Annotated in this window: 20 protein-coding genes and 1 pseudogene; 9 read left to right on the forward strand and 12 right to left on the reverse strand. The window is 71.9% G+C overall.

The annotated features are described in order from the left end of the window. Positions 1-100: 100 nt before the first annotated feature. Both DP107_RS06195 and DP107_RS06200 read left to right on the forward strand, forming a co-directional pair. Positions 101-331: a hypothetical protein gene (locus tag DP107_RS06195; RefSeq protein WP_144261289.1), complete on the forward strand. Its 231-nt coding sequence runs from the start codon at positions 101-103 to the stop codon at positions 329-331. 128 nt (positions 332-459) lie between these two features. Then, positions 460-1656 (forward strand): MFS transporter, encoded by a 1197-nt coding sequence (locus DP107_RS06200; RefSeq protein ID WP_144261290.1) that lies wholly within the window; start codon positions 460-462, stop codon positions 1654-1656. A gap of 31 nt (positions 1657-1687) precedes the next feature. On the opposite strand, the gene DP107_RS06205 is transcribed toward DP107_RS06200, so the two are convergent. Further along, positions 1688-2782, reverse strand: coding sequence for a DHH family phosphoesterase (locus tag DP107_RS06205; RefSeq protein ID WP_144261291.1), 1095 nt, complete (start codon positions 2780-2782; stop codon positions 1688-1690). 492 nt (positions 2783-3274) lie between these two features. Here DP107_RS06205 and DP107_RS06210 point away from each other — a divergent pair, with 492 nt between their 5' ends. Next, the gene (locus DP107_RS06210; protein ID WP_144261292.1) at positions 3275-3889 is read left to right on the forward strand and encodes a hypothetical protein; all 615 of its coding nucleotides are present in this window, start codon (positions 3275-3277) and stop codon (positions 3887-3889) included. Between the two features lie 74 nt (positions 3890-3963). Here the strand turns inward: DP107_RS06210 and DP107_RS06215 are convergent, their stop codons facing one another. Beyond that, positions 3964-5457: a DHHA1 domain-containing protein gene (locus tag DP107_RS06215; RefSeq protein WP_144261293.1), complete on the reverse strand. Its 1494-nt coding sequence runs from the start codon at positions 5455-5457 to the stop codon at positions 3964-3966. A gap of 52 nt (positions 5458-5509) precedes the next feature. Here DP107_RS06215 and DP107_RS21380 point away from each other — a divergent pair. Continuing rightward, positions 5510-5904 (forward strand): annotated as a pseudogene (locus tag DP107_RS21380) (ABC transporter substrate-binding protein); the annotation flags it as partial. Between the two features lie 109 nt (positions 5905-6013). Here DP107_RS21380 and DP107_RS06220 read toward each other — a convergent pair. After that, entirely contained in the window at positions 6014-6463 is a 450-nt protein-coding gene (locus tag DP107_RS06220) for a metal-dependent transcriptional regulator (protein WP_144261294.1), read from the reverse strand. 212 nt (positions 6464-6675) lie between these two features. Between DP107_RS06220 and DP107_RS06225 the strand changes: the two genes are divergently transcribed. After that, positions 6676-7509, forward strand: coding sequence for an iron chelate uptake ABC transporter family permease subunit (locus tag DP107_RS06225; protein ID WP_185977201.1), 834 nt, complete (start codon positions 6676-6678; stop codon positions 7507-7509). Between the two features lie 320 nt (positions 7510-7829). On the opposite strand, the gene serA is transcribed toward DP107_RS06225, so the two are convergent. The 4 genes from serA to ilvA form a co-directional block, all read right to left on the reverse strand. After that, positions 7830-9413 carry a phosphoglycerate dehydrogenase gene (serA, locus tag DP107_RS06230; protein WP_144261296.1) on the reverse strand — a complete coding sequence of 528 codons (1584 nt, stop codon included), beginning with the start codon at positions 9411-9413 and terminating at the stop codon, positions 7830-7832. A gap of 203 nt (positions 9414-9616) precedes the next feature. Continuing rightward, on the reverse strand, positions 9617-10831 hold the full coding sequence (locus DP107_RS06235) for a PGF-CTERM sorting domain-containing protein (RefSeq protein ID WP_144261297.1): 1215 nt from the start codon (positions 10829-10831) through the stop codon (positions 9617-9619). A gap of 263 nt (positions 10832-11094) precedes the next feature. Continuing rightward, positions 11095-12051: a sugar kinase gene (locus DP107_RS06240; RefSeq protein WP_144261298.1), complete on the reverse strand. Its 957-nt coding sequence runs from the start codon at positions 12049-12051 to the stop codon at positions 11095-11097. A 47-nt stretch (positions 12052-12098) separates the two neighbouring features. Further along, complete coding sequence (gene ilvA, locus DP107_RS06245) at positions 12099-13307, reverse strand: threonine ammonia-lyase (RefSeq protein ID WP_144261299.1); 1209 nt, start codon at positions 13305-13307, stop codon at positions 12099-12101. A gap of 85 nt (positions 13308-13392) precedes the next feature. On the opposite strand from ilvA, the gene DP107_RS06250 reads away from it, so the two are divergent. Further along, positions 13393-14127, forward strand: a complete 735-nt coding sequence (locus DP107_RS06250; RefSeq protein ID WP_185977202.1) for a YqjF family protein — start codon at positions 13393-13395, stop codon at positions 14125-14127. A gap of 1 nt (position 14128) precedes the next feature. Here DP107_RS06250 and DP107_RS19900 read toward each other — a convergent pair whose 3' ends face one another. Continuing rightward, on the reverse strand, positions 14129-14296 hold the full coding sequence (locus DP107_RS19900) for a eukaryotic translation initiation factor eIF-2-beta/eIF-5 family protein (protein WP_185977203.1): 168 nt from the start codon (positions 14294-14296) through the stop codon (positions 14129-14131). 253 nt (positions 14297-14549) lie between these two features. On the opposite strand from DP107_RS19900, the gene DP107_RS06255 reads away from it, so the two are divergent. Further along, a complete protein-coding gene (locus tag DP107_RS06255; protein WP_144261301.1) occupies positions 14550-14999 on the forward strand; it encodes a TIGR00725 family protein in 450 nt (149 codons plus the stop codon). Positions 15000-15194: 195 nt separating this feature from the next. Here DP107_RS06255 and DP107_RS06260 read toward each other — a convergent pair whose 3' ends face one another. The 4 genes from DP107_RS06260 to DP107_RS06275 all read right to left on the reverse strand — a co-directional run bounded on the left by DP107_RS06260 (position 15195) and on the right by DP107_RS06275 (position 20031). Continuing rightward, positions 15195-17120, reverse strand: a complete 1926-nt coding sequence (locus DP107_RS06260; RefSeq protein ID WP_144261302.1) for an ABC transporter ATP-binding protein — start codon at positions 17118-17120, stop codon at positions 15195-15197. Positions 17121-17281: 161 nt separating this feature from the next. Continuing rightward, the gene (locus DP107_RS06265; protein ID WP_144261303.1) at positions 17282-18331 is read right to left on the reverse strand and encodes a Brp/Blh family beta-carotene 15,15'-dioxygenase; all 1050 of its coding nucleotides are present in this window, start codon (positions 18329-18331) and stop codon (positions 17282-17284) included. Further along, a complete protein-coding gene (locus tag DP107_RS06270; RefSeq protein WP_144261304.1) occupies positions 18322-19149 on the reverse strand; it encodes a lycopene cyclase domain-containing protein in 828 nt (275 codons plus the stop codon). Before DP107_RS06270 ends, DP107_RS06265 begins: the two co-directional genes overlap by 10 nt. Before the next feature lie 120 nt (positions 19150-19269). Continuing rightward, a complete protein-coding gene (locus DP107_RS06275) occupies positions 19270-20031 on the reverse strand; it encodes a bacteriorhodopsin (RefSeq protein ID WP_144261305.1) in 762 nt (253 codons plus the stop codon). 206 nt (positions 20032-20237) lie between these two features. On the opposite strand from DP107_RS06275, the gene ubaA reads away from it, so the two are divergent. Both ubaA and DP107_RS06285 read left to right on the forward strand, forming a co-directional pair. Then, a complete protein-coding gene (gene ubaA, locus DP107_RS06280) occupies positions 20238-21074 on the forward strand; it encodes an SAMP-activating enzyme E1 (protein WP_144261306.1) in 837 nt (278 codons plus the stop codon). A gap of 94 nt (positions 21075-21168) precedes the next feature. Beyond that, positions 21169-22806, forward strand: a complete 1638-nt coding sequence (locus tag DP107_RS06285; protein WP_144261307.1) for a gamma-glutamyltransferase family protein — start codon at positions 21169-21171, stop codon at positions 22804-22806. The last annotated feature ends 90 nt before the right edge of the window (positions 22807-22896 follow it).

A 22896-nucleotide genomic window follows, 5' to 3' on the forward strand; every position in this document is an offset into this window, starting at 1 on the left:
TTAACTCCGGCGTGGCGGGGGCGAGGCGGACCGCTCGGACGGTCCACGGGCGGGACGGCGGCAGGGCGCTCGCTATCCGCTCGCCGCCGAGGTCCGCGCCGTGGTCGGGGTCGTCGCTGACGGCAGCGCTGGCGGCGGCGACGACTCCGGCGACGTGACGCCGGTCTCGATAAGAAGCACCTACCCGCACCGATGTCGGTGGTCTGCCAGCACCGCCGTCCTCGCCGCCGATGGCGCCGGTGCCTCCGTGGCCGATCGCGGCACCGATGGCATCGACCCGGACTGCCCTGATAAAACAGCTACGTGGTTTTCCATGAGAGGTGTGGAGTAATACACACCGCTGAGCGGCCGGGGAGAGTATCCGCAGTTCAGGGGTGCCGGTTCGAACCCTCGGCGGCCTGCCGTCCGCCCAGACGGTCGCCGGTACTGGTTTGTTCCCCCTGGCCGTACGCTGTTGACGTGTCTAGGACGACGAACGCGTGGACGGTCTTCGTCGGCTGCTTCCTCATCTCCATCGGGGCCAACGCCTTCATGATCGCCCCGTCCAGCATCGCTCCGCTGTTCGTCGAGCGGTTCGCCATCGCGAAGCCGGCCGTCGGCGACGTCGTCAGCGCCGCCATCGTCGGCTCCATCGTCACGCAGATCCCGGGTGGGTATCTGATGGACCGGTACGACAACCGGTGGCTGATAGCGCCGGGCGTCGGACTGTTCGTGCTCGTCGTCGTCGCCACGCAGTCGGTCGGGTCGTTCGTCCCGTTCCTCGTGCTCCGCGCGCTGGGTGGCATCGTCGGCGGGTTCGTCTTCACCGCCGGCGCGAACGTCGTCGGCGAGGTGTTCGTCGGCGACCGGCAGAGCTTCGCCACGGGACTGTTCATGACCAGTCCGCCGGCCGCGTTCGTGCTCGCGCACACGACCAGCCCGCTCGTCGGCACCGCCGTCGGCCCGCTGCGGGTCTTCCTCCTGCACGGCGGGCTCGTTGTCGCCGGGCTGACGCTGTTCTGGGCCGGCGCGGGCAGCCCCATCCGGAGCGCGGGCACGCCGACGACGGCGGAGTTCACGCGGGCACTCGGCAATCCCCGGGTCCTCCTGCTCTCGGTGTCGACGTTCTGTGCGTACGCGCTCTACCTGTTCCTGAACAGCTGGGTCCCGACATACGGGACGGACGTGCTCTCGCTGTCGCTCTCGGCGGCCGGCACGGTCACGGCACTGGTCCCGCTGGTGGGTATCGCCGCACGGACCGGCGGCGGCTGGCTCAGCGCCCGCATCGGCAACCGCCGCCGGCCGGTGCTGGCCGGCGGCCTCCTGACCGGACTGGTGCTCCTGGTGGCGGTCCCGTTCGCCGGGAGCTTCCTCCCGTTCGTGGTCCTCCTCGTGACGGGTGCGTTCGCGCTCCAGCTCGGGACCGGTGTCTACTACGTCCTCATCCGGGAGCTCGCTGCTCCCGGCACCGAGGGGACCAGCCTGACCGTGATGACGACGATCGGTTTCACCGGGTCGTTCGCCGCGCCGATCCTCGGCGGATGGCTCATCGAGAGCTACTCCTGGGCGATCGCTTTCGGCGCCTTCGGCGCGATCGGCCTGGTCGGCGTGGCGGTTCTCGTGCCGCTCTCGGAGGGTGGCGCCGCCCCGTCGGTCGAGCCGTCCCCCGACGCCTAATGCCCCCGCTGCCCCCGCTCCGGAGCTGCCGTCACCCCTCGTCCGCCTCGTCCTCCGGGAGGTTCATCCCCTCGACCAGCCGGTCGGTGACGATGTCCTCGACGAACGCGACCAGCCGCTCGTCCGTCGCGGCGTCGGCGAACAGGCCGAGGGGGACCTGCCCGCCAGACATCTCGCGATGGCCGCCGGCGCTGCCGACGTCGTCGAACGCGTCGGAGAGCACCTCGCCGATGTGGACCCGCGAATCGGTAGTGCGACCGCTCAGCTCGATGGTATCCTCGACGATGCCGAAGACGACGGCCGTCCCGACGCCCTCCAACTCGACGAGGTAGTCGGCGGCCTGCGGGAGCGCGTCCCGCTCGCCGGTCCGGCCGACGTGGGAGATGCAGACCGCGCCTCGGATCTCGCGGTTTTCGATGGCGGTGCCGAGTGCGTCGGCGGTTGCGCCCGTGACCGGCGGGCTGGCGAGCCGGCGGAGCGTCTCGGCGTCGGCGTACGGGTGGAGGACGGCCGCGGCCTCGTGCTCGGCGGCGGTCACCCCCCGGAGGAAGCCCAGCGTCTCCCGACGGATAGCAAAGAGCAACGCGGTCGCCAGCCGGCCCGCCAGGTCCAGGTCCAGCGCCCGGACGTACTCGGTGAGGATGGTGGCCGTCGCACCCGCGTCCTCCCGGCGGTCGACGAACCGGGCCTCGACCGACTCCGCAGGGTGGTGGTCGATGACCACGTCGATAGCCGTCTCGGCCGGCACGTCGTTGTTCTCGCCGGGGACGGAGTGGTCGACGAAGGCGACCAGCCGGTCGGAGAGCAGCCCCGGCTCGAACGGCTCCAGGTCGAGTTCGAGCAGGTTGACGAACGCGCGGTTCTGCTGGTGGGAGATATCACCGCCGTAGCACAGCACCACGTCCTCGATGCCGGCGTCGGCGGCCAGCTCCGACAGCGCCAGCGCGCTCGCCAGACAGTCCGGATCCGGGTTGTCGTGGCAGACGACCGTCAGCGCCTCGTCGCCGGCCAGCAGGTCGTGGAGCTCCTGGGCGCGCCCCGTGGCCGGGTCGAGGGGTGATATCGGCGGGCGACCGGTCGTCGACTCGTCGGCGCTCCCCTCCTCGGTCTCGTCGTGCTGTTGCATGCCCGGTCTTGATAGTCGCCGTACATGGGCGTGTGGGCGGTGGTGTCCGATGACGCCTGCGTGCGTCGCGCCTGTGCCGGCGAGGACCGGTGTGGCGGTGGTCCGGAGCCAGTATACGTCTCGCTCCGGTTCCCGCTACCCGGGTGTCAGTCCCGCCGTCGGCGTGGCACCGTGCACCCGACCGGCTGCCACCCGTCGCGTCACACCCATGGGACACGACCCTACCGCCAGGCTCGAAACACGCGACAGTCACGAGCTCCGCGGCTGACTCCACGACGTGCCGCCACACGAGGTGACCGTCGACGGGCAGCGCGCCGTCCACAGGGGGAACACCGGACGGACCGGAAGGCGGGGACGGAGGGACGGGTACTGTCGTTCGTCGGCGAGCACACCTCGACTCCGGTTCCGGAGACGCTCCTCGTCGGGGACGAGTTCGACGTCGCCGCGTGGCATGAGGACGCCCCCTCACCCGGGGCAGGGCGGAGCACGGAGGTGGACTGGGCGCGCGCCGCCGGGCGTGGCCTGGCGAGCCTTCACGGCGAGACGGCCCCGCTGCTGGATACGTACGGGCCCGTTCGACCGGAGGACGGGGCCGGGGGCGGCAGTCACGACGAGTGGCACGCCGCCGCGGTAGCGCACGTTCCCGACCGCCGTCCGGTCCTCGTCCGGTACGGTCACGGGGTCGTGGCCGGGACGGGGCTCAAGTATCTCGACGGACACCCCGACGCGTTCGTCGGGGCTGGCGGTCCGGGGTGTTGTCACGGGTGGGCGACGCCGGAGCACGTCTCCGTCGTCGATGGGGGGGTGGCGTGCATGGTCGACCTCGAACACGCGATCGCCGCACCCGGCGAAGACGACGTCTGGCGAGCGGTGGTCCCGGCGTTCGGGTCGGCGGAGAGCGACGCTCGAACCGCGTTCCGGGAGGGCTACGAGTCGGTTCGACCACTGCCGGACGGGTTCGAGCGGCGGCGGCCGTACGACGCGCTCCTGAACACGGTATACCACTGCCCGCGCCACGTACAGGACCAGCACGAGCCGACCGAGGCGGCGGCGATGGCCGAGCGACTCCGAACCCGCGTCACCGAGTCGGTGGACCGCCGGGCCTGACGACCGATCCGGTGGTGCGGGGCGCGACCCGCTGAGCGGGGGCACCGTTCGACCAGGACCGGACGGACCGGCGGTCAGCCCAGCTGGTCGCCGACGATGCGGTCGGCGGTCTCGATGAACGCCGCCTCCTCGCCGGCCGGGATGGTGGCGCCCGCGGCCACGTCGTGGCCACCGCCCCCGCCGCCGACGGCCGCCGCGGCCTCGCCCATCACGACCGAGAGATCGAGGCCACGGCCGACGAGCGCGGGCGTCCCGCGCGAGGACACCTTCGTCTCCGCCTCGCTCTTGTGCGCGAACGCGATGATGGGCGTGCTCCGGTCGACGCCACTGGTCCCGACGGCCATCCCGGCGATGATGCCGACGATGGTCTCGCGGATCTCGTCGCCGGCGTCGAACCACTGGATATGCTCCTCGCGGGTGATGCCCGTGCGTTTGACCCAGTCCAGCCCCTCCGAGAGGTTCCGGCGGTGGTCCCGGAGGAGCGTGCGGGCCCGGGCCAGCCCCTCATCGCGGTCGCCCAGGCAGACGGCGAGTCCGACGTCGCCGCGCTCGTAGCGGGCGGTCGCGTTCAACAGCGTGGAGAACTCGCTCGCGTCCCGGAGCTCCGTCCCGACCGGCTCCTCCGTCAGGGTGTAGGTCGTCCCGACCAGGGTCTCGGCCTTCCGGGCCGGGACGCCCGAGCGGATCGCCCGCTCGACGAGGCCGGAGGTGATAGCCGTCTGCTCCTCGCGCGAACAGTCGACCCAGGTCCGCCAGTCCCCGTCGTCGTCCTGCAGGTCCAGGTCCAGCGAACGGAGGAACTCGACGGCGCCGGCCTCGTCGTTCGAGATGCCGGGGACGAACGTGTCGGTGGCGTACTCGAGCAGCTTGGGGAGCGGGCGCGTCTGCTTGCCGTAGACGGCGAGGTCCTGGCCCTCCGCCAGTACCCCGGCGGCGACGCCCTCCGCGACGATGCCGGCGTTGGCGCCGTGGAGTTCGCCGCCGGAGGCCTGCATGTCCCCGACCGCGCCGACGACCGCCAGCGCCGCGAGATCGCGGTTGTCCGCCGCGTGGCCGGCCTCGCGCTCGGCACCGACGGGTTCGAGCGCCCGGGCCAGCACGTACGCCGCGCCCGCGCCCGACAGCTCCGAAGCACCGTTCAGCCCGCGCAGGAGCGGGTTGAGGTGGTAGGCCGTCTCGCAGTCGCCGCCATCGGCCGCCTCGCCCGACGCGGGCTGGTGATGGTCGGCGATGACGGGCTCGAAGTGTCCGGCCCGCTCGTGGGCCGCGATATGGTCGAGCTGGCCGCTGCCGAAGTCGGTGAACAGGACGGTGTCGTACGCCCGGTCAGCGATGCCGGCGACCGAGGCGGCGTCGAGCTGTTTCTCGAAGACGACCTCGTGGGGGATGCCCGACCGCTCCAGCGCCGTCGAGGCGACCGCGGCGCTGGTCAGCCCGTCGGCGTCGATATGCGAGGCCAGCAGCACGCGGTCGGCCGCCGCGAGCCGCTCGGCGCAGCGTGTGGCGTCCTCGGCGAGTTCCGGCACCGGAAGCTCGTCGGGGTCCGGCGGGGAGACGGTGGCAGCCATTACCCGTCGGTGGGTCGCTCTCCGGGTTAAACCTGCGGGGCGGCCCCGGCCCCACGCCCGGCCACCCGTCGTGACCGACGCCTTCGGCGAACTGAGTTGCGACACCACCTGCGATTACGAGGCGCTGCCGGAGGTCGACCCCGACGTCATCCTCCACCAGTTCGGCATCCCCCCTACTGCGGCGTGGCCGCGGTCCGTGAAACGGTCGCCGGCCACGAGGTCGGGGCGGAACTCAGCGCCATCCGGAACGACCGGTTCTACCCCTCCGGCAACCCCGTTCAAGGGCCGCCAATGAACCTGTTCCGGCTGGAGATGACCGCCAAGCAGCTCTACCCCGAGCAGTTCGGCGCCCGGCCGGAGTACGAGGCGGGCGCACCGTATCCCGACATCCCGACCGGCGAGCGGCTGTTCGACCGGGAGCGGGTCGCGGCTATCGTCCGTAGGGACGCGTGGATGACGGGCTGGCGCTCGTCCCCGAGGGCGGGGCGGGGACGTGTTCATCGCCGACGACCCAGTCGACGTCCGCCGGTGAGAGCGGGACGACGTCGGCCGTCAGTCAGTGCGAGCGCCCCTCTGTCTGGCCACTGCCACCGCTCTCGCCCTCGCTGTCGGCGGGGGGGGCCGGGTCGTCCGTTGCGGGCGGTGCGGCACCGTCGTACGGGAGCGTCTCGACCAGCCGGACCGCGACCTCGTGGTCCATCACGGCCGCCATCTCCATCGCCGTGCCCTCGTGGTCGTCGAGACCGAGCACGCTCCGGAAGAACCACGATAGCAGGACGTACGTCTCGTGGAGTTCGACGGCCCGGGCGTGGCCGGTGTCGGTGAGCGCGACGCCCTCGTACGGCTCGTAGGTGACCAGCCCGTCGTCGTCGAGCTTGCCGAACATCTCGGCAGCCGTCGCCGGCGATCGGCCGAGTCGTTCGGCCACCCGGCCGGGCGAGACCGGTGGGTCGCCCTGATGGCCCGCGATGTACAGCGCGAGCAGGTACTCGGACCGGCCGCTCATCGGTACGGACGACCGTTCGCGATACGCGTCGGCACGGCACGACGGGCGGGTCGTGGGGCGTCGGGGGCGGCTCCGTCTACCATGTATTTAGGTAGCCCTAAAGAGACAAAACCGTTCGGGTCACGCGCCGGGCGGGCAGGGAACCCGAACCGGAACCCCGACATACGATTAGGTCAGCCTAAACCGTGGACGGATGACCGCTGAGAGCACCGGTGGCGACGGGGTCCCGAGCGCTGTTCGGCCGCGAGGTCGGCTGGCTGGACCGCTCGCTGGTACTGGCCTGTGCCGCGGGACTCGCCATCACCGTCCTCGCCGGGCTGTTGCAGGTCCGGTTCGGGTCGCACCCCGTGACGTTCCGCCAGGTCGTCGCCGCAGTGTTCGATCCGCTCGTGTGGCTCCGCCCGAACGTGCTGGCGTCGTTCCTGCCGGGCGACGGCCTGACGGGCGCGCTGGGCTTCGAGAGGAGTTTCGACCTGCCGACCGAGACGCTCATCGTCTGGAGCGTCCGGCTGCCGCGCGTCCTCGTGGCGGCGCTGGTCGGGCTGAACTTGGCGCGGTCCGGGGCCGTGTTCCAGGCCGTCACGCGGAACGGACTCGCCAGCCGCTTTACCCTCGGCGTCCCCCCCGGCGCCGGCCTCGCGGTGCTGCTGACCCTCATCGTGTTCGTGAACGTCGCCGCACTGCTCCCGCTCACGGCGGCGCTCGGGGGACGGCCGCCTTCCTCGTCGTCTACGCCATCGCCTGGCAGGGGGGACCTCGCCGGCGTCATCGTCGGCACCGTGCTGAACTCGCTGCAGACGGCACTGTTCCTCTTCGCCTCGAACCTCGGCACGGTGCAGGCGGCCATCGCCCGGACCACCGGCTCGCTGACCGGCGTCGACTGGCAGCAGGTCCGGGCGGTGCTGCCGCCGACGCTGCTGGTCCTGCCGGGTGCGGTGCTCGGCGCACGCGAGTCTGAACGTCCCCCCCCCTCGGCGGTCGGCGCGAGCGATAGCAGCGCCGTCGCGCAGCGGTCGACCTGCCCTCGGTCGAACAGCGCGCTGTGACCCTGCTCTTCCCCGGGTCGCGCGGGCCTCGGTCACGCGCTCCCGGCCGAGCCGCCTGCCGACCCCCGGCGCGAGCGCGAGGTGATGTGTCGACGTCCTGCCGGGCTGGAACCACCACGGGCGAGCGCTCGACGGGGAACGGGGGTCCCTGGTAGGATCGAAGGGCGGGGGGTTCGGGGACGTTCTATCGCTCCCGGCGCGGATAGGATCCCTTGTAAGAACGGGGAGCGGCCCGTATTAGACATGGATTCGATCTCTACCGAGTATCCCCGGAAGAAACAACTAATTTCGAGTATTGATAGGGTATGCCCCTGCCGACCCTACTCGTCGGCCAGCGAGATGTAGCGCGTCTCGATGACCCGTTCGTCGGACTCCAGCTTCTCGCGGGCCTCCTCGGGGACCTGCTGGTCGACGTTGTAGACGGTCATCGCCTCGCCGCCGATGGTCTGGCGGGCGTTGTACATCCCGGCGATGTTGATATCGTACTCGCCCATGACCGAGCCGATGAGGCCGATGACGCCGGGCTCGTCGGTGTTGCGCGAGACGATCATCCGGCCGCCGGGGATGGCGTCGACGCGGAAGCCATCGATGCGGACGATGCGCGGGTCGTCGCCGGCGAACAGCGTCCCGCAGACGGAGAGGGACTCGTCGTCGTTGTGGACGGTGACGGTGACGAGCGAGGTGAAGTCCTCGGCGCCCGAGCGTTTGGTCTCGCGGACCTCGATGCCGCGGTCCTCGGCGATGCCGGCGGCGTTGACGGCGTTGACCTGCGACTCGATGGGGCGGAAGACGCCCTTCAGCGCGGAGGCGGTCACCAGATCGACCTCCTCGTCGGCGATGTCGCCGGCGTACTCCACCTCGACGGCGTTGACGTGGCCGTCGAACAGCTGGTAGGCGATGCGGCCGGCGGTCTCGGCCAGCTCGATGTACGGCTTCACGCGGGGGAACGCCGCGGCGTCCATCGAGGGCGCGTTGAGCGCGTTCATGACGGGCTCGCCGTCGAACGCGGCGAGCACCTGGTCGGCGGTGGAGGTGGCGACGTTCTCCTGGGCCGCGGCGGTCGAGGCGCCCAGATGCGGCGTCACGATGACATCCTCGACGTCCAGCAGCGGCGAATCATCGGGCAGCGGCTCCTCCGCGAAGACGTCCAGCGCGGCGCCGGCGAGGACCCCCTCGTCGACGGCCTCGGCGAGGGCCGCCTCGTCGAGGATACCCCCGCGGGCGCAGTTGACGACGTAACCGCCCTCCAGCTGTGCGAGCTCGTCCGCGCCGATGAGCCCCTCCGTCTCCGGGGTGAGCGGGGTGTGGATGGTGAGGAAGTCCGCGCGGTCGAGCGTCTCGTCCAGGTCCGCGAGCTCGGCGCCGAGCTGGTCGGCGCGCTCCTCGCCGATGTAGGGGTCGTAGGCGACGAGCTCCATCCCCAGCGAGCCGAGCCGCTTGGCGACCTCCTGGCCGACGCGACCGAGGCCGACGACGCCCAGCGTCTTGTCCCGGAGTTCGGCCCCGAGGAACTCCCCCTTGGCCCACTCGCCGGTCGTGAGGCGGGCGTGGGCCTGCGGGATGGACCGGGCGGTGGCGAAGGCCATCGCGACGGTATGCTCGGCGGCGGCCCGGACGTTGCCTTCCGGGGCGTTCGCGACGATGACGCCGTGCTCGGTGGCGGCCTCGATGTCGATGTTGTCGACGCCGATGCCCGCGCGCCCGACGATCTGGAGCTCCGGCGCGACCGCGAGCAGGTCGGCGGTGACCTCGGTGCCCGAGCGGACGATGAGCCCGTGGGCGTCCGCGATGGCCTCGCGGAGCGCGGCACCCTCGGCTTCGTAGTCGGTGGCGACCTCGTGGCCGGCCGCCCGGAGGCGCTCCAGCCCCGCGTCCGCGATGGGGTCCGTGACGAGTATCTTCATGCGCGAGAGGTACCCTCCGGCCCGGTTAACCCTTCCTTTCCCGGCCCGACTCGCCACCGTCTGGGGCCCCGCGCACCACGAGGGGGCGGGGCCCGTCGCGGACTGCCCACGGCACCGTCGGCAGTACGGCGCCGGGACCGGAAGAGGACGACCGTCGGAACCGCTGTGGTCACGGGCGTCAGCATCCGCGGTGGTCGGGGGTGTTACGACCGGTGTCGCGCGAACAGGGCCGCGCCGACGAGGGCGACGACCGCCAGGCCGGCACCGAAACCGGGCTGCCCGCCGCTGGCGGTGGACCCGCCGTCACTCCCGCCGTCCCCGGACTGCATCGACACCTCCCGCTCGGAGAAGTGGTTGATGCCGACGACCACGTCGGTGGAGGCCGCCGCGCCGGAGGAGCTCCGGACGAGGTACTTCGAGGTCTCGCCGTCGTTCGTCGCGCTCTCGACCGCGCCGTACGACTCGGCCTCGGCCGCGGCCTCGCCGTCGACGAACACGGCGGCGGCGTCGGCGTTCTCGAAGGCGGTCTCCGAGACGCTCATGATGACGACCTTCCCCTCGCTCTCGGCCCGGTCGACAGTCGCGTTGACCGTGGTGGCGGACCGTTCGGTCACCTCGACGGTGGTGTCCTCGCTGTAGCGGACGACATCGGCGCTCCGCTCCGCGGCCTCGTCGCTCGGCTCGTCGGTGGGGGTCACCGTCGGCGTGTCGCCGCCGTCGTCACTGGTCGCGTCGGCCGCGGTCCCGACGTACACCTCGGCGACGGCGGTGCCGTTGGCGATCATGCGCTCCTGTGCCGCCTCGGAGTCGCTGCGCCCGTCCTCGTACTGCCGGTAGACGACCGTGCCGTCCTCCTCGATCATGGCCGTGACGTTACCGCCCTCGGACACCGACACGTTGCCCTCACCGATGACGATGACGGTCGCGGCCCCGCCGTCGTCACCCTCGATGACCGCGCGCTTCTCGGACTCCTGCTCGGCCTCGGCGCCCTCGGAGCCGTCGAAGCGGGCGACGTGGCTCTCGCCGTTCGCACTGACGACCATGATACCGCGGTCGTTGTCGTGCGCGACGATCTCCGCGCCGCTTGAGGACTCGATGGTGGCGCTCGTGCTGGCGCCCGCGTCGAGGCTGTTGGCGATGCGCAGCCCGGCGCCGGAGAACCCGACCCCGTCGGAGAGCCCGATGTCGGCACCCGCCTGTGCGCGGGCCTCGGACGCGGACTGGACGTTCATCCGCTCGACCAGCGTCCGACCGTTGACCGAGTAGTTCGTGACCGCGTTCTCCGAGGCCTGGAACGAGATGAACGTCCCGCTCTGGGCCTGCCCGGACGTCTGCTGTGTCGTCGCGGCGGCGGCCACGGGCGTCCCCACAACGGAGACGACCAGCGTGACCGCGACCGCGAGTGCTTTCCAGTTCATGACGATTCGCCGGTTCCGGCGCGCGATGTATAAGCCTCCTGGCCATTCGTGCGAACTGATGACATGACCGCAGACGGGTACGACAGACCGTTTGAAGGCCTTTTGGTGAACGATTGTTCACCTCTTCGAACCGAAAGATAATTTTTCTTATACTAACTGTGCCGAGGGGCGGGCGGACCAGTCCGTCGGCGAACGGAGCCGGGCCTCGCGCGGCGGACGGACAGGGCGCAACTGCGCGACACGTGCGGGGGGCGAACGACCCGTCACTCGCCGATATCGGCGGCGACGCGGTCGATCTCCTCGCGCGTGACCGCCGGGACCGACCCCTCGACGGTGCGCGCGAGGGCCTCCGTGGCGAGTCCCGTCCGGAGCGCCGCCTCGACGTCGTCCGTCGCGGTCAGCTCCGCACAGAACGCGCCCGCGAAGGCGTCCGGCGCGCCGGTCCCGTCCCGGGCGTCGGTTTCGGGCGCCGACAGTTCGTTGACGGTCGCGTCGTGGAGCACGGTCGCCCCCCGGCTCCCGTGGACGACGACGGTGTCGAAGCCGTGCTCGGCGGCGATGGCGTTCGCCGCGGCCGCGGGCTGACCCGACTCGTCGAGCACCGCCGCCGCGTCGGCCTCGCTGGTCAGCAGCACGTCGATAGCGGGGAAGAACTCCGTCAGCGTCTCGCGGGCCGCCGCGGCGTCGGCCCAGCGGCCGGGCCGGTAGGAGAGCGCGAACGCGGTCGTCGCGCCGCCGTCGCGGGCCGCCTTCAGGTAGCGGGCCGTGGCGGTCGCGGCGCGGGCCGAGAGCGCCGGCGTCGCGCCCGTCGTGTAGGCCACGTCCGCGCCCTCCACGCGGGGGACGGGCACGTCGTCCATCGAGACGCCCGCCATCGCCGTACCGGTGCGGTCGGGCACGGTCAGATCTCCGCGCGGGACGGTCGCGCGCTCCTCAAACGTCAGTCCGACGCGCGCCTCGGGGGCGGTCGCGGCGTCGACCCACTCCACGTCGACGTCGATGTCGTGCCCCCGGAGTTCGGTCACCACGCGCCGCCCCAGCGCCGTGTCCGGCAGCCGCGACAGCCAGGTCGCGTCGACGCCGGTCCGGCGGGCCGCCACCGCCGCGTTGCTCTCCGGGCCTACTGCCCGGACCCGGAGCCGGTCGACCCCTTCCAGCCGCTCGCCCGGCGGCGCGGAGAGCCCCAGCCCGCTCTCCCCGAACGCTACGAGTTCGGTCATACGCGGGGCGTTCGACCGCTGTCGGGTTAAGTCGGGGTGGTCGAACGCTACACCAGGATGTCGACCTCGTAGCCGTGGGCCTCCAGCGCGTCCACCAGCTCGACGACGTGTTCGTGGCCCCGGGTCTCCAGGTCCAGTTTCACGTCGGCGGCGTTCATCTCGATGTCCCGCGAGGTGCGGTCGTGCTGGATGGCGTAGATGTTCGCGCGGGCGTCCGCGATGACGTCGATGAGCTGCTGGAGGGCCCCGGGCCGGTCCTTCAGCACCGTCCGGAGCCGCAGGTAGCGCCCCGATTCGACCAGCCCCCGCATGATGACCGTCGTCAGCACGTTCAGGTCGATGTTCCCGCCACACAGCGCCGCGACGACGGTCTCGTCGTCCTCGAAGCCGAAGGCCCGTTCCAGCAGCGCCGCGAGCGACACCGCGCCGGCCCCCTCGACGAGCGTCTTCGACCGCTCCAGCAGCGCCACCAGCGCACCCGCCGTCTCGGCGTCGGTCACCGTCACCACCTCGTCGACGTGCTCGCGGATGATGGGGAGCGTGTGCTCGCCGGTCCGGCGGACGGCGATACCGTCCGCGATGGTGTCGACCTGCTCGCGCTCGACGCGCTCGCCCTTCCGGAGCGACTCGGCCACCGCCGAGGCCCCCTCGGCCTGGACGCCGATTACCCGCGCGTCCGTCTCCGAATCCATCACCGTCGCGATGCCGCTGATGAGCCCGCCGCCGCCCACCGGGACCACGACGGTCTCCACCGCCGGGAGCGCCTCGGCGATCTCCAGCCCGATGGTCCCCTGCCCGGCCATCACGTCGTAGTCGTCGAAGGCGTGGATGTAGGTGCGGCCCTCCTCGCGCTCGATGCGGTGGGCGTGCTCGGCCGCCGCGTCGTAGTCCGCACCCGCGAGTACCACCTCCGCGCCGTAGCCGCGGGTGGCCTTGATCTTCGAGATGGGGGCCTGCTCGGGCATCACCACCTTCGCGTCAACGCCCTCCGTCGTCGCGGCCAGCGCCACGCCCTGGGCGTGGTTGCCGGCGCTCGCGGTCACCACGCCCGCCTCGCGCTCCCCGCTGGAGAGCAGCCGCACCTTGTTGAGCGCGCCGCGGATCTTGAACGCGCCCGTCCGCTGGAAGTTCTCCAGCTTCAGGTGGACGTCGGCGCCGGTCCGTTCGGAGAAGCCAAAGGAGCGGTCGAGCGGCGTCTCCCGGACCACGTCGGAGATCCGCTCGCGGGCCGCCCGCACGTCCTCGATGTCGAGCATGCCCGACCTACCACGGCGCCGGTGTTGTAGCTTCGGCCGGCGCCCGGCCCGAAACGGCAAGACCCCCCGGGCCACAAGGGTCCGTATGCGCATGGACACCGCCCTGACCACCGTCGGGCGGGCGGTGCTGTTCGCCCACTGGCCGGTCCCGGCCGCGCAGCTCCGGCCCCACCTGCCCGAGGCCCTCGAACTCGACACCCACGAGGGGTCGGCCTGGGCGAGCGTGCTCGCGTTCGAGGTGGCAGAGGCCCGCCCCCGGGCGCTCCCCGCGGGCCTCTCGCCGACGGGGGCGTTCGGGGAGGCGACGCTGCGCACCTACGTCCGTCACGACGGCGACCCCGGCGTCTACTTCCTCTCGCTCGACGCCGGCACCCGCGTCGGGGCGGCGGCGCTGCAGGGGGCGATGGGGATGCCGTGCTACCACGCCGAGACGACCGTCGACATCGACGAGCGCGACGGCGTCGTCCGGTCGGTCTCGTTCCGGAGCCGGCGCTCGCAGGCGGGCCAGCCGCCGGCGACCCTGCGGGCGACATACGGCCCCGACGGCGAGCCCGCGGCGGCCGAGCCGGGGTCGCTGGCGGAGTTCTGCGTCGAGCGCCGGCGCTGGTTCACCGACACCGGCAAGCCCTCGCCGTACCTCTCGCGGGTCGCGCCGGGGCTCCGCGTCGGCGAGATCGATCGCGACCCGTGGCGGGTCGCGCCGGCCGAGGCGACGGTCGAGCGGAACTCGCTGGGCCGCGCGCTCGGTATCGACCTCGACGGCCCGCCGACAGCCCAGTACAGCCCCGGCTTCGAGTCCGCCGTGACGGCCCGTCGGTAGGCTACCGCCAGACGATGGTCCCGTCCTCGGCCCGGTAGCGTCCCTCGCCGGACTCGCCGCAGGCGTCACAGACGAACGCGAACGCGCCGGATTCCGCCGGCTGTATCGTCGTCGGCGTCCCGCACGTGCGACAGCAGACCTCCGTCTCGCCCTTCGAGTCGCTGCTCATATATCGAATCAGTGACCGTTCACTGAAGTAACTTGTTCCGAACCGACATGTTACGGTCGGGATACATACGGCGGTAGCTGACGGCTCCGGACGGCTGTAGAGCGCCACCGAGCGCTATCGAGGCCCGCCGGCCCGATATCACGGTGCAGCCTCGATACGGTCTCGACCGAGGACACCGACCCGGTCGCGATCCCGCCGTCGGCGGCTGCCGCGCCGGCCGAGGCTTTTCACGACGGGGGCCGGGGACGACGGTATGCGCATCAGCGTTATCGGCGGCGGCACGGTTGACGGGGCGACGTACGAGCGGGCCCGCGAGGTCGGACGCCGCTGCGGGGAGCAGGGGCACACGGTCGTCTGCGGGGGCTACGGCGGCGTCATGGAGGCGGCCTGCCGCGGCGCGAGCGAGGCCGGCGGGCACACCGTCGGCATCCTGAAGGGGACCGACCCGGACGCGGCCAACGACTACGTCGACACCCCGGTCGTGACCGACATGGGCAACGGCCGGAACGTGCTGGTCGTCCTGAACGGCGACGCCGCGATCGCGATAGACGGCGCGACCGGGACCCTCTCCGAGCTCGCGCTCGCGCTGGACGACGGGCTCCCGGTCGCCGGGCTGGACACCCACGACCTCGCCGGGCTCGACGGGTTCGAGCCGGTCGACTCCCCCGTGGCCGCCGTCGAGAGCGTGGAACGGCGGGCGTAGACGCGGCGCGTCAGCAGGCCGGGGTGGGTCGGCCCTCGGGACGACGGCGCGTAGCAGCGCCCCTCGGGGCGGGTCGCGTCCAGCCGCAGGCCGAGCGCCCAGCGTTCCTGGAGTTCGTGCGGGTCACGCCCGACCATCGGCCGCCTCCCGAGGCTCCTGACGGGGGTCATCAGCACGGAACGACCGGCCGTGCCGTCAGTCGTCGCCGGCGGCGCGGTCGGTGAGTCGGTCGGGGACATCGGTGCCGGCCTGCGCGGCCCACAGGGCGGCGTACAGCCCGTCGTCGTCCTTCAGCTCCTCGTGGGCGCCGCGCTCGACGACCCGGCCGTCCTCGACGACGAGGATCCGGTCGGCGTCCGTGACCGTCGAGAGCCGGTGGGCGATGGCGAGGGTGGTGCGGTCGGCGCTGAGCCGGTCGAGCGAGCGCTGGATGCGGGCCTCCGTGGCCGTGTCGACCGCGGAGGTGGCCTCGTCGAGTATCAGGATGGCGGGGTCCCGGAGCATCGCCCGTGCGATGGCGACCCGCTGGCGCTGGCCGCCCGACAGTTTCACGCCGCGCTCCCCGACACGGGTGTCGTAGCCCTCCGGGAGGTCGGTGATGAAGGCGTGGGCCTCGGCGGCGCGGCAGGCCTCCCGGACGGCCGCGCCGTCGGCGTCGAACCGGCCGTAGCGGACGTTCTCGGCGATGGTCCCGTCGAAGAGGAAGGCGTCCTGCCCGACGTAGCCGACGGCGCCCCGGAGGCTCTCGCGGGTCACGTCGCGCACGTCGTGGCCGTCGACCCGGACGCCCCCCTCGGTGGCGTCGTACAGCCGGAGGAGGAGCTTCGCGAGCGTGGACTTGCCCGCGCCGGTCGGGCCGACCAGGGCGATGGTCTCGCCCGGCTCGGCCGCGAAGGAGACGTCCGCGACGACCGGCCCGTCGGCATCGGCGGTCTCGGCGGTCTCCCCCGCCGTCTCGCCCGGGCCCTCGGGGTAGGCGAAGGTCACGTCGTCGTACTCGACCCGCCCCTGGACGCCCTCGAGCGCGACCGCGTCCGGGGCGTCCGTGACCGCCGGCGGGATGTCCATGAGGCCGAACACGCGCTCGCTGGAGGCCTTGGCGTTCTCGTAGCGGTCGATGATCTCCGAGACCTCCGCGAGCGGGGAGACGAACCGCTGGGTCAACAGGAGGAAGGTGACGAAGGTGCCGACCTGGAGGGTGCCCGCGCCGGCGACCGGCGGGCCGACGAGCAGCCAGTAGCCCCCGACGGCGAAGGTGAGCGCGAAGGAGAGTCCGGCCAGCAGCTCCATCCCCGGGCGGTAGAGGTAGGAGAGTCGGAGCATATGCATCGTGTCGTCGAACAGGCGGCGGCTGGCTCCCCGGACGCGGTCGCTCTCGTGTGGTTCCGAGGCGGTCGCCTTCGTCAGCTCCACGCCCGCGACGGCGTTCTCGATGCGGGTGTTCAGGTTGGCGACGCTGGACCGGCGGGCGGCGTAGCGGGGCTCGGCCGCGCGCATGAACCAGCGCGTGAACAGCACCATCGCCGGTATCGCGACCAGCGTGACGACCGCGAGGGCCAGCTGGGCGAGGAAGAGGACGACCGCGATGCCGAGCACCATCGCGCCCAGGCGGACGCTGCTGACCAGGGCGTCGTCGAGGAACAGCTCCAGGTTCTCCGTGTCCGAGGAGAGGATGGAGAGGACCTCGCCGGTCTGCTTGTCGTCGAAGAAGCTCATGTCCAGCCCGGAGAGCGCCTCGAAACAGTCCACCCGGACCTCGTGCATCACGCCGTGGGCGAACTCGTTGGCAGCGATACCGTACACCCACGTCGCGAGCGCCGTCAGCAGGAAGGCCCCCGCGATGGCGACGACGGCGAACTCGAACGCGGCCTCGCCCTGCGGGAGCGATCCCGCAGGGACGAGCGGGAGCCGGAACGCCCCGCCGCCGAAGACACCGTCGATGGCCGCCCCCAGCACGACCGGCGGCACCAGCGACGCGAACTGCGCGACCAGGTTGGCCAGCACCCCGACGACGAACCAGCCGCGGCGGTCGCGGCCGTACGCGGCGAACAGCCGCCGCATCGGTCGGTCCACGTCGGCCCGGTAGCGGTCGAAGACGCTCCCCTCGTCGGCCGTTCCCATTACCTCTGAGGAGGGCGCTGACGCGGATAGGGGTTACTCATCCGTGCCGGCGCAGGGCGGGACCGGGACGGATTACCCGAGTATCGACCCTATTGCTCGGTTCGGAAACCGCTTCGTCGATAACAGGTGGTATATCCCGATAACACCCGCCGGATTCCGGCTCACGCCGGGGACCAGACGCCCTGCACCCGGTCCATCAGTGCCACCACGACGACGTGCGGGAGCGTGAGGACGGCGATGAGGACGAGATAGAGCCCGACCGCCGCCTCGACGGTCGCCGGGCGGACGGGGACGAGGTAGTAGAACCCCGCGAGGAAGGCGAGCGAGACGGCGGTCAGGGGGGCCGCGTCCCGGGCGAAGCCCCGAAGCGCCGGGGCGAGCGAGCCGTCGCGCAGGCCGACCACGGCGTCCGGGTCCAGTAGCACCAGCCGGGCGATATGACGGGTCGAGTGCCAGAGGCAGAAGTAGACCCCGATGGCCAGCACCGGCGGCACGGCGAGGAAGAACAGCCAGAGCAGCGCCGTCTCGCCGGCGTCGACCCGCCAGCCGCGGTCGCCGAACCCGTCGGGCGCCCGGTGGAGACCGACCGCGAGCGCCGCGGCCGTCAGCAGCGCGAACCCGACGCCCAGCGCGAGTCTGGTCTCGACCCGAAAGAGGGGGGCCAGGTCGGCCGCACCGACGCCGAAACGGCCCGTCAGCGCCCGCGCCACGCGGCGGTACTGGCCCGGATAGGAGAGCAGCGGGACGAGCATCGGCAGCCCGCCCCGGACCGCGGCGGTCGCGGCGCGCTGGAGCCGCGTGCGGAGATGGTCGGCGTCCGCCAGCGCCAGCAGGGCGTACACGTCCCCCTGCCCCCAGTGTGCCCAGGTGATGGCGATGAACAGCAGGAAGGCGAGGACGGGTGCGAGGAACCAGCCCGCGAGGTAGAGCCCGCCGAGCAGGCCGTACAGCGCGCCGACGCCGAGGAGCGCGCGGGTCGTGACCGGGCGGCCGCGCACCCGCGGGACCGCGAGGTGGTCGACGGCCCCGTGAGGTAACCCCAGGAGGACGACGCTCACGGCGAGCGGGGCGTACTGGAGTTCGAGCGGGACGGAGAGCCCCGCGAGGAAGGGGAGCGCGAGGAGCCCGTGGGCGACCCAGACGGGGGCCAGCGCGCTCCCGGTCAGCGTCGTCCGGACCCGCCCCGCGACCGTCAGGTCCCTCACAGCCATCGGTCGGCCACCCGGAGCCAGAGCACGAGTCCCTGGACGAGAAACAGGTTGGTCAGCAGGAAGAAGGCGGCCTCCTCGACCGGGAGCCCCAGCGGCGGGACGGCGAAGCCGGTCGTGAGCGTCGGCGACAGCTTCCAGACGCCGAGCGCGAGCGCGACCCGGTCGGCGGCCCACAGGTACAGCGTCGGGACGGCGACACCCGCGGCCACGACCCGCCGGCGGGCCCACAGGTAGGGCCAGTCGAACGCCCACTGGATGGCGAGCACCGGCGCCGCCCACAGCAGGAGCGTCCCCAGGTAGAGGCCGCCGTCGAGGGCGAGGGCCCACCAGCCCGCGAGCGCGACCAGTCCGGCCCCGCCGGCGCCGAGCGCGCGCTGTCCGGCGGTGACACGCCGGCGACCGCGGGCGTGGCGGACCGTAGCCCCGCCATCGGCCCGCGCCGATGGCTCGCCACCGACGGGCCCCGCGGGGAGCAGGTAGAGCCACAGCGCCGTCAGCACGGTCTGCGCGACGAAGAACAGGTACTCCCCCAGCGGCACCTGCAGGTAGCGGACCAGCACGGCCCCCTCGCCGTAGCTCCAGGCGCCCCGCCGGATGAGGTAACTGTCCCAGGGGGTCGTGTAGACGAGCGCCAGCAGCCCCATGATGACGATGCCGACGACGCGGGCGTCGACCGGTCGCCCGGCCACCGGGACCCGCGGCGTGGGGGCCCGCACGTCGGTCCACAGGGCGACCCCGCGGGCGGTCGCCGCCGCCAGGGCCAGCAGCGGGAGGCCCAGGAACAGCAGGTGGAACTGGAGATACGTGAGTGTCGTCATCGGAGTCGTTTCACGAAGAATGACCGCGGGGTCGCATGAATCCGGCGGGATCGACCGACCGCCCCGCCGGGGGTTCGGTGGTCGAACGTTCGGTAACGGCAGTCAGCCGTGGGTGCCTCGTCAGTCGGCGGCGACGCCCGCGGCGGCGGAGGCCTGGTCGAGGACGTCACGGCTGCGGAGCAGGATGAAGCCGAACCCGACCTTGGCGGTCAGGTCGAGCACCATGAACAGGACGGTCTCGACGCCGAGACCGACGATGTTCAGGGTCCCCTCCGTGCCGATGATCCACACGATGGGGTACGCGGTCCACAGCACGATGACGAGGTTGCGAAGCGTACTGAAGAGGCTCGCAACGTCGCCGGACTGCTGTGCCGCGAGGTTGCTCAGCGTGGACACCAGGTAGTACAGCAGGACGACGAAGAAGCCACAGCTGATGCCCCACCAGGCGATGCGGGTGGCGCCCGGGCTGAGGCTGCTGCCGCCACCGGTGGCGAGCGCGCCGACGAGCCCCGTGACGATCATACCGGCGTCGAGGCCGACGAGCGTCGCCAGGGTGTTGCGGTCGGCTCCTGCGAGCAGTCCGAGGTCGAGCAGGAGCAGCGGGGTGGTGAACAGCCAGTCGGCGTATCGTGCCCAGTAGATGCGTTCGAGCGTCGTTCCGTTCGCCAGTTCGACGGAAATCACGCCGAACCCCTGGAACATCGAGAAGTACGCCACCGATGCGATGCCAGCGATGAACGTCGTGATTATGAAGAACTCCTGTTTTCGTTCATCGGTCTCCCCGGAGCCCATCGCGACGAAGGCGAGGGTACCGAGCGCCATTCCGAGGGTACCGATACCGAGCGCGATCTGTTCGAGACTTCCCGACGGTGGTGCCGACATGATGCGGACAGGACTACGAAACGCCCCCATATAATAGTAGGGCCTCAGAGCCGCTGCTGATGTGTCTCTGTGCCCGGCACCGTCGGGCCTTACCATGTCGCTTCGCCAGCCGATAATAAGTCTTTCACCCGGCCGGGGTGTATCGCGGGTGTCCGTCGTCCGCGTGCGACCCCCGCTCTTATTCGCCCCTGCTCCGTACGACGGATATGTCACTCGACCTCACACCGGAGCAGCTCGACCGCTACTCTCGGCACGTCATCATGGACGAGGTCGGCCCCGAAGGACAGGGCCGACTGCTCGATGCGCGCGTCCTCTGCATCGGGGCGGGCGGCCTCGGTTCGCCCGTCATCCAGTATCTCGCGGCCGCGGGCGTGGGCTCCCTCGGCATCGCCGATGACGACGTCGTCGAACGGTCGAACCTCCAGCGGCAGGTCATCCACGGCGACCCCGACGTGGGCCGGCCGAAGGTCGTGTCCGCCCGCGACTTCGTCGCCCGGCAGAACCCCGACATCGACGTCGAACCCCACGAGACCCGCGTCACCGCCGAGAACGTCGGGGACCTCGTCGCGGACTACGATCTCGTCGTCGACGGGTCGGACAACTTCGCCACCCGCTACCTCGTCAACGACGCCTGCACCCTCGCCGGGGTCCCGTTCGTCCATGGCGCCATCCTCCGGTTCGAGGGGCAGATGACGACGTTCGAAGCGACGACACCCGTCGACGACCCGGACGCCGACAACGGCCCCTGCTACCGCTGTCTGTTCCCCGAGGCACCCGAACCGGGCACGGTCCCGGACTGCGCGACGGCGGGCGTGCTCGGCGTCCTCCCCGGCACCGTCGGCTGCGTGATGGCCACCGAGGCGGTCAAACTCCTGCTCGACCACGGCGACAGCCTGGACGGGCGGATGGTGTTCTACGACGCCGAGGACATGACGTTCCGCGAGATCCAGGTCGAGCCGCGGCCGGACTGTCCCGTCTGCCAGCCCGGCGGCGTCGAGTCCGTCGCCGAGGTCGACTACCGGGAGAGCTGCGCCATCGAGTAGCCGCGCCCGTGTGCGCGGGCCACCGGGGTGGACCAGCGGCACGCGACCGGACCCGGCACCGAACCCTAAGCCCCACCCACCACAAGCCGGGGGCATGGACGACACTCCGGATCGACCCGCCGTTGACGAGTTCGGTTCCCGACGGTCGACCGCCTACGCGACGGAAGGGATGGTCGCGACGAGCCAGCCGCTGGCCGCGGAAGCGGGGCTGAACACGCTGCGGACGGGCGGGAACGCGTTCGACGCGGCGGTGGCGACGGCGGCGGCGCTGAACGTGGTCGAACCGACCAGTACCGGCCTCGGCGGCGACGTGTTCGCGCTCTACCGGACCGCCGACGGGGAGGTGGGCGCGATGCGGGCCTGCGGGGGCGCCCCGGAGGGGGCGACCCGCGAGCGGGTCCGCGAGGCCATCACCGACACCGGCGACCCGGCCGACGCCGAGATGCCGATGACCGGCCCACACACCGTGACGGTCCCCGGAACGGCGCGGGGGTGGGAGGCGACCGTCGAGCGGCTCGGGGAGCTGTCGCTGGCGACCGTCCTCCGGCCCGCCATCGACTACGCGACCGAGGGCTACCCGGTCTCGCCGGTCATCGCCGACGCCTGGCGGCACGGCGAGGAGCTGTTCGACGACGACCACGCCCGGGAGGCGTACCTCGTCGACGGGGAGCGGGCGCCCGAGCCCGGCGAACTGGTCACGCTCCCGGAACTCGGCGCGTCGCTCCGGACCATCGCCGACCGTGGCGCCGACGCGCTGTACGACGGCCCCCTTGGCGAGGCCATCGTCGCGGAGGTGCGGGACGCGGGCGGGTTCATGACCATGGACGACCTCCGCTCGTTCACCGTCGAATGGCCCGACCCCGTCTCGACCACCTACCGCGGGACGGAGGTGTACGAACTGCCACCGAACAACCAGGGGCTCATCGCGCTGGAGGCGCTGAACGTCGCCGCCGAACTCGGCGTCAGCGGGGACGACGCCGACGACCCCGCGCGCTACCACTACCTGGCGGAGGCGATGGCGGTGGCGTTCGAGGACGGCCACCGCTACATCACCGACCCGGCGTTCGAGTCCCACCCGCCGCTGGCGAGCCACGAGTGGGCCGAGGCCCGGGCGGCCGATATCGGGCCCGAGGCGGGGTCGCACACGTTCCACGGGTCCCCCGCCGAGGACGCCGATACGGTCCTGCTCTGTGCCGCGGACGCCGAGGGGAACGTCGTCTCGTACATCAACAGCCGGTTCGCCGGCTTCGGCTCCGGGCTGGTCGCCGGCGACACCGGCATCGCCCTGCAGAACCGCGGCGCGTCGTTCTCACTCGACGGCGACCACCCCAACAGGCTGGAGCCGGGCAAGCGGCCGTTCCACACGCTCATCCCCGCGTTGGCCCGGTTCGACGCCGACGACTGGGCCGCCTTCGGCGTCATGGGCGGCTACATGCAGCCGCAGGGGCACCTCCAGGTGCTGACCAACCTCGTCGACCTGGGGATGACGCCACAGCAGGCGCTGGACGCGCCGCGCTGGCGCTACCGGGAGGACGGCTCGCTGGCCGTCGAGACACGGCTCCCGTCGGCGGTCCAGCACGGGCTGCTCCGACGGGGGCACGACGTCGCGGTGTTGCCCCCGCGGCTGTTCGGCGGCGCGCAGTTCGTCCGGGCGCGTGCCGTCGGGACCGAAGAGACCGTCCTCGAGGGCGCCACGGAGCCACGGAAGGACGGCGTCGCGGTCGGGTTCTGACGGGTGAACCGGCTGATTTCCCGGAGACGGGCAGGAACCGGTGAATGTTGCTAGACATCTACATATACATTTCAGTAGCCCATGTGGTAA

It is taken from the genome of Haloglomus irregulare (assembly GCF_007421925.1).
In the GTDB taxonomy this organism is placed as follows: Archaea; Halobacteriota; Halobacteria; order Halobacteriales; family Haloarculaceae; genus Haloglomus; species Haloglomus irregulare.

Bases quoted from the DNA above. Each gene is read 5' to 3' on its own strand.
- DP107_RS06205 (WP_144261291.1), bottom strand. From the start codon at position 2,782: ATGCAACAGCACGACGAGACCGAGGAGGGGAGCGCCGACGAGTCGACG.
- DP107_RS06215 (WP_144261293.1), bottom strand. From the start codon at position 5,457: ATGGCTGCCACCGTCTCCCCGCCGGACCCCGACGAGCTTCCGGTGCCG.
- DP107_RS06220 (WP_144261294.1), bottom strand. From the start codon at position 6,463: ATGAGCGGCCGGTCCGAGTACCTGCTCGCGCTGTACATCGCGGGCCAT.
- serA (WP_144261296.1), bottom strand. From the start codon at position 9,413: ATGAAGATACTCGTCACGGACCCCATCGCGGACGCGGGGCTGGAGCGC.
- DP107_RS06235 (WP_144261297.1), bottom strand. From the start codon at position 10,831: ATGAACTGGAAAGCACTCGCGGTCGCGGTCACGCTGGTCGTCTCCGTT.
- DP107_RS06240 (WP_144261298.1), bottom strand. From the start codon at position 12,051: ATGACCGAACTCGTAGCGTTCGGGGAGAGCGGGCTGGGGCTCTCCGCG.
- ilvA (WP_144261299.1), bottom strand. From the start codon at position 13,307: ATGCTCGACATCGAGGACGTGCGGGCGGCCCGCGAGCGGATCTCCGAC.
- DP107_RS06250 (WP_185977202.1), top strand. From the start codon at position 13,393: ATGCGCATGGACACCGCCCTGACCACCGTCGGGCGGGCGGTGCTGTTC.
- DP107_RS19900 (WP_185977203.1), bottom strand. From the start codon at position 14,296: ATGAGCAGCGACTCGAAGGGCGAGACGGAGGTCTGCTGTCGCACGTGC.
- DP107_RS06255 (WP_144261301.1), top strand. From the start codon at position 14,550: ATGCGCATCAGCGTTATCGGCGGCGGCACGGTTGACGGGGCGACGTAC.
- DP107_RS06260 (WP_144261302.1), bottom strand. From the start codon at position 17,120: ATGGGAACGGCCGACGAGGGGAGCGTCTTCGACCGCTACCGGGCCGAC.
- DP107_RS06265 (WP_144261303.1), bottom strand. From the start codon at position 18,331: ATGGCTGTGAGGGACCTGACGGTCGCGGGGCGGGTCCGGACGACGCTG.
- DP107_RS06270 (WP_144261304.1), bottom strand. From the start codon at position 19,149: ATGACGACACTCACGTATCTCCAGTTCCACCTGCTGTTCCTGGGCCTC.
- DP107_RS06275 (WP_144261305.1), bottom strand. From the start codon at position 20,031: ATGTCGGCACCACCGTCGGGAAGTCTCGAACAGATCGCGCTCGGTATC.
- ubaA (WP_144261306.1), top strand. From the start codon at position 20,238: ATGTCACTCGACCTCACACCGGAGCAGCTCGACCGCTACTCTCGGCAC.
- DP107_RS06285 (WP_144261307.1), top strand. From the start codon at position 21,169: ATGGACGACACTCCGGATCGACCCGCCGTTGACGAGTTCGGTTCCCGA.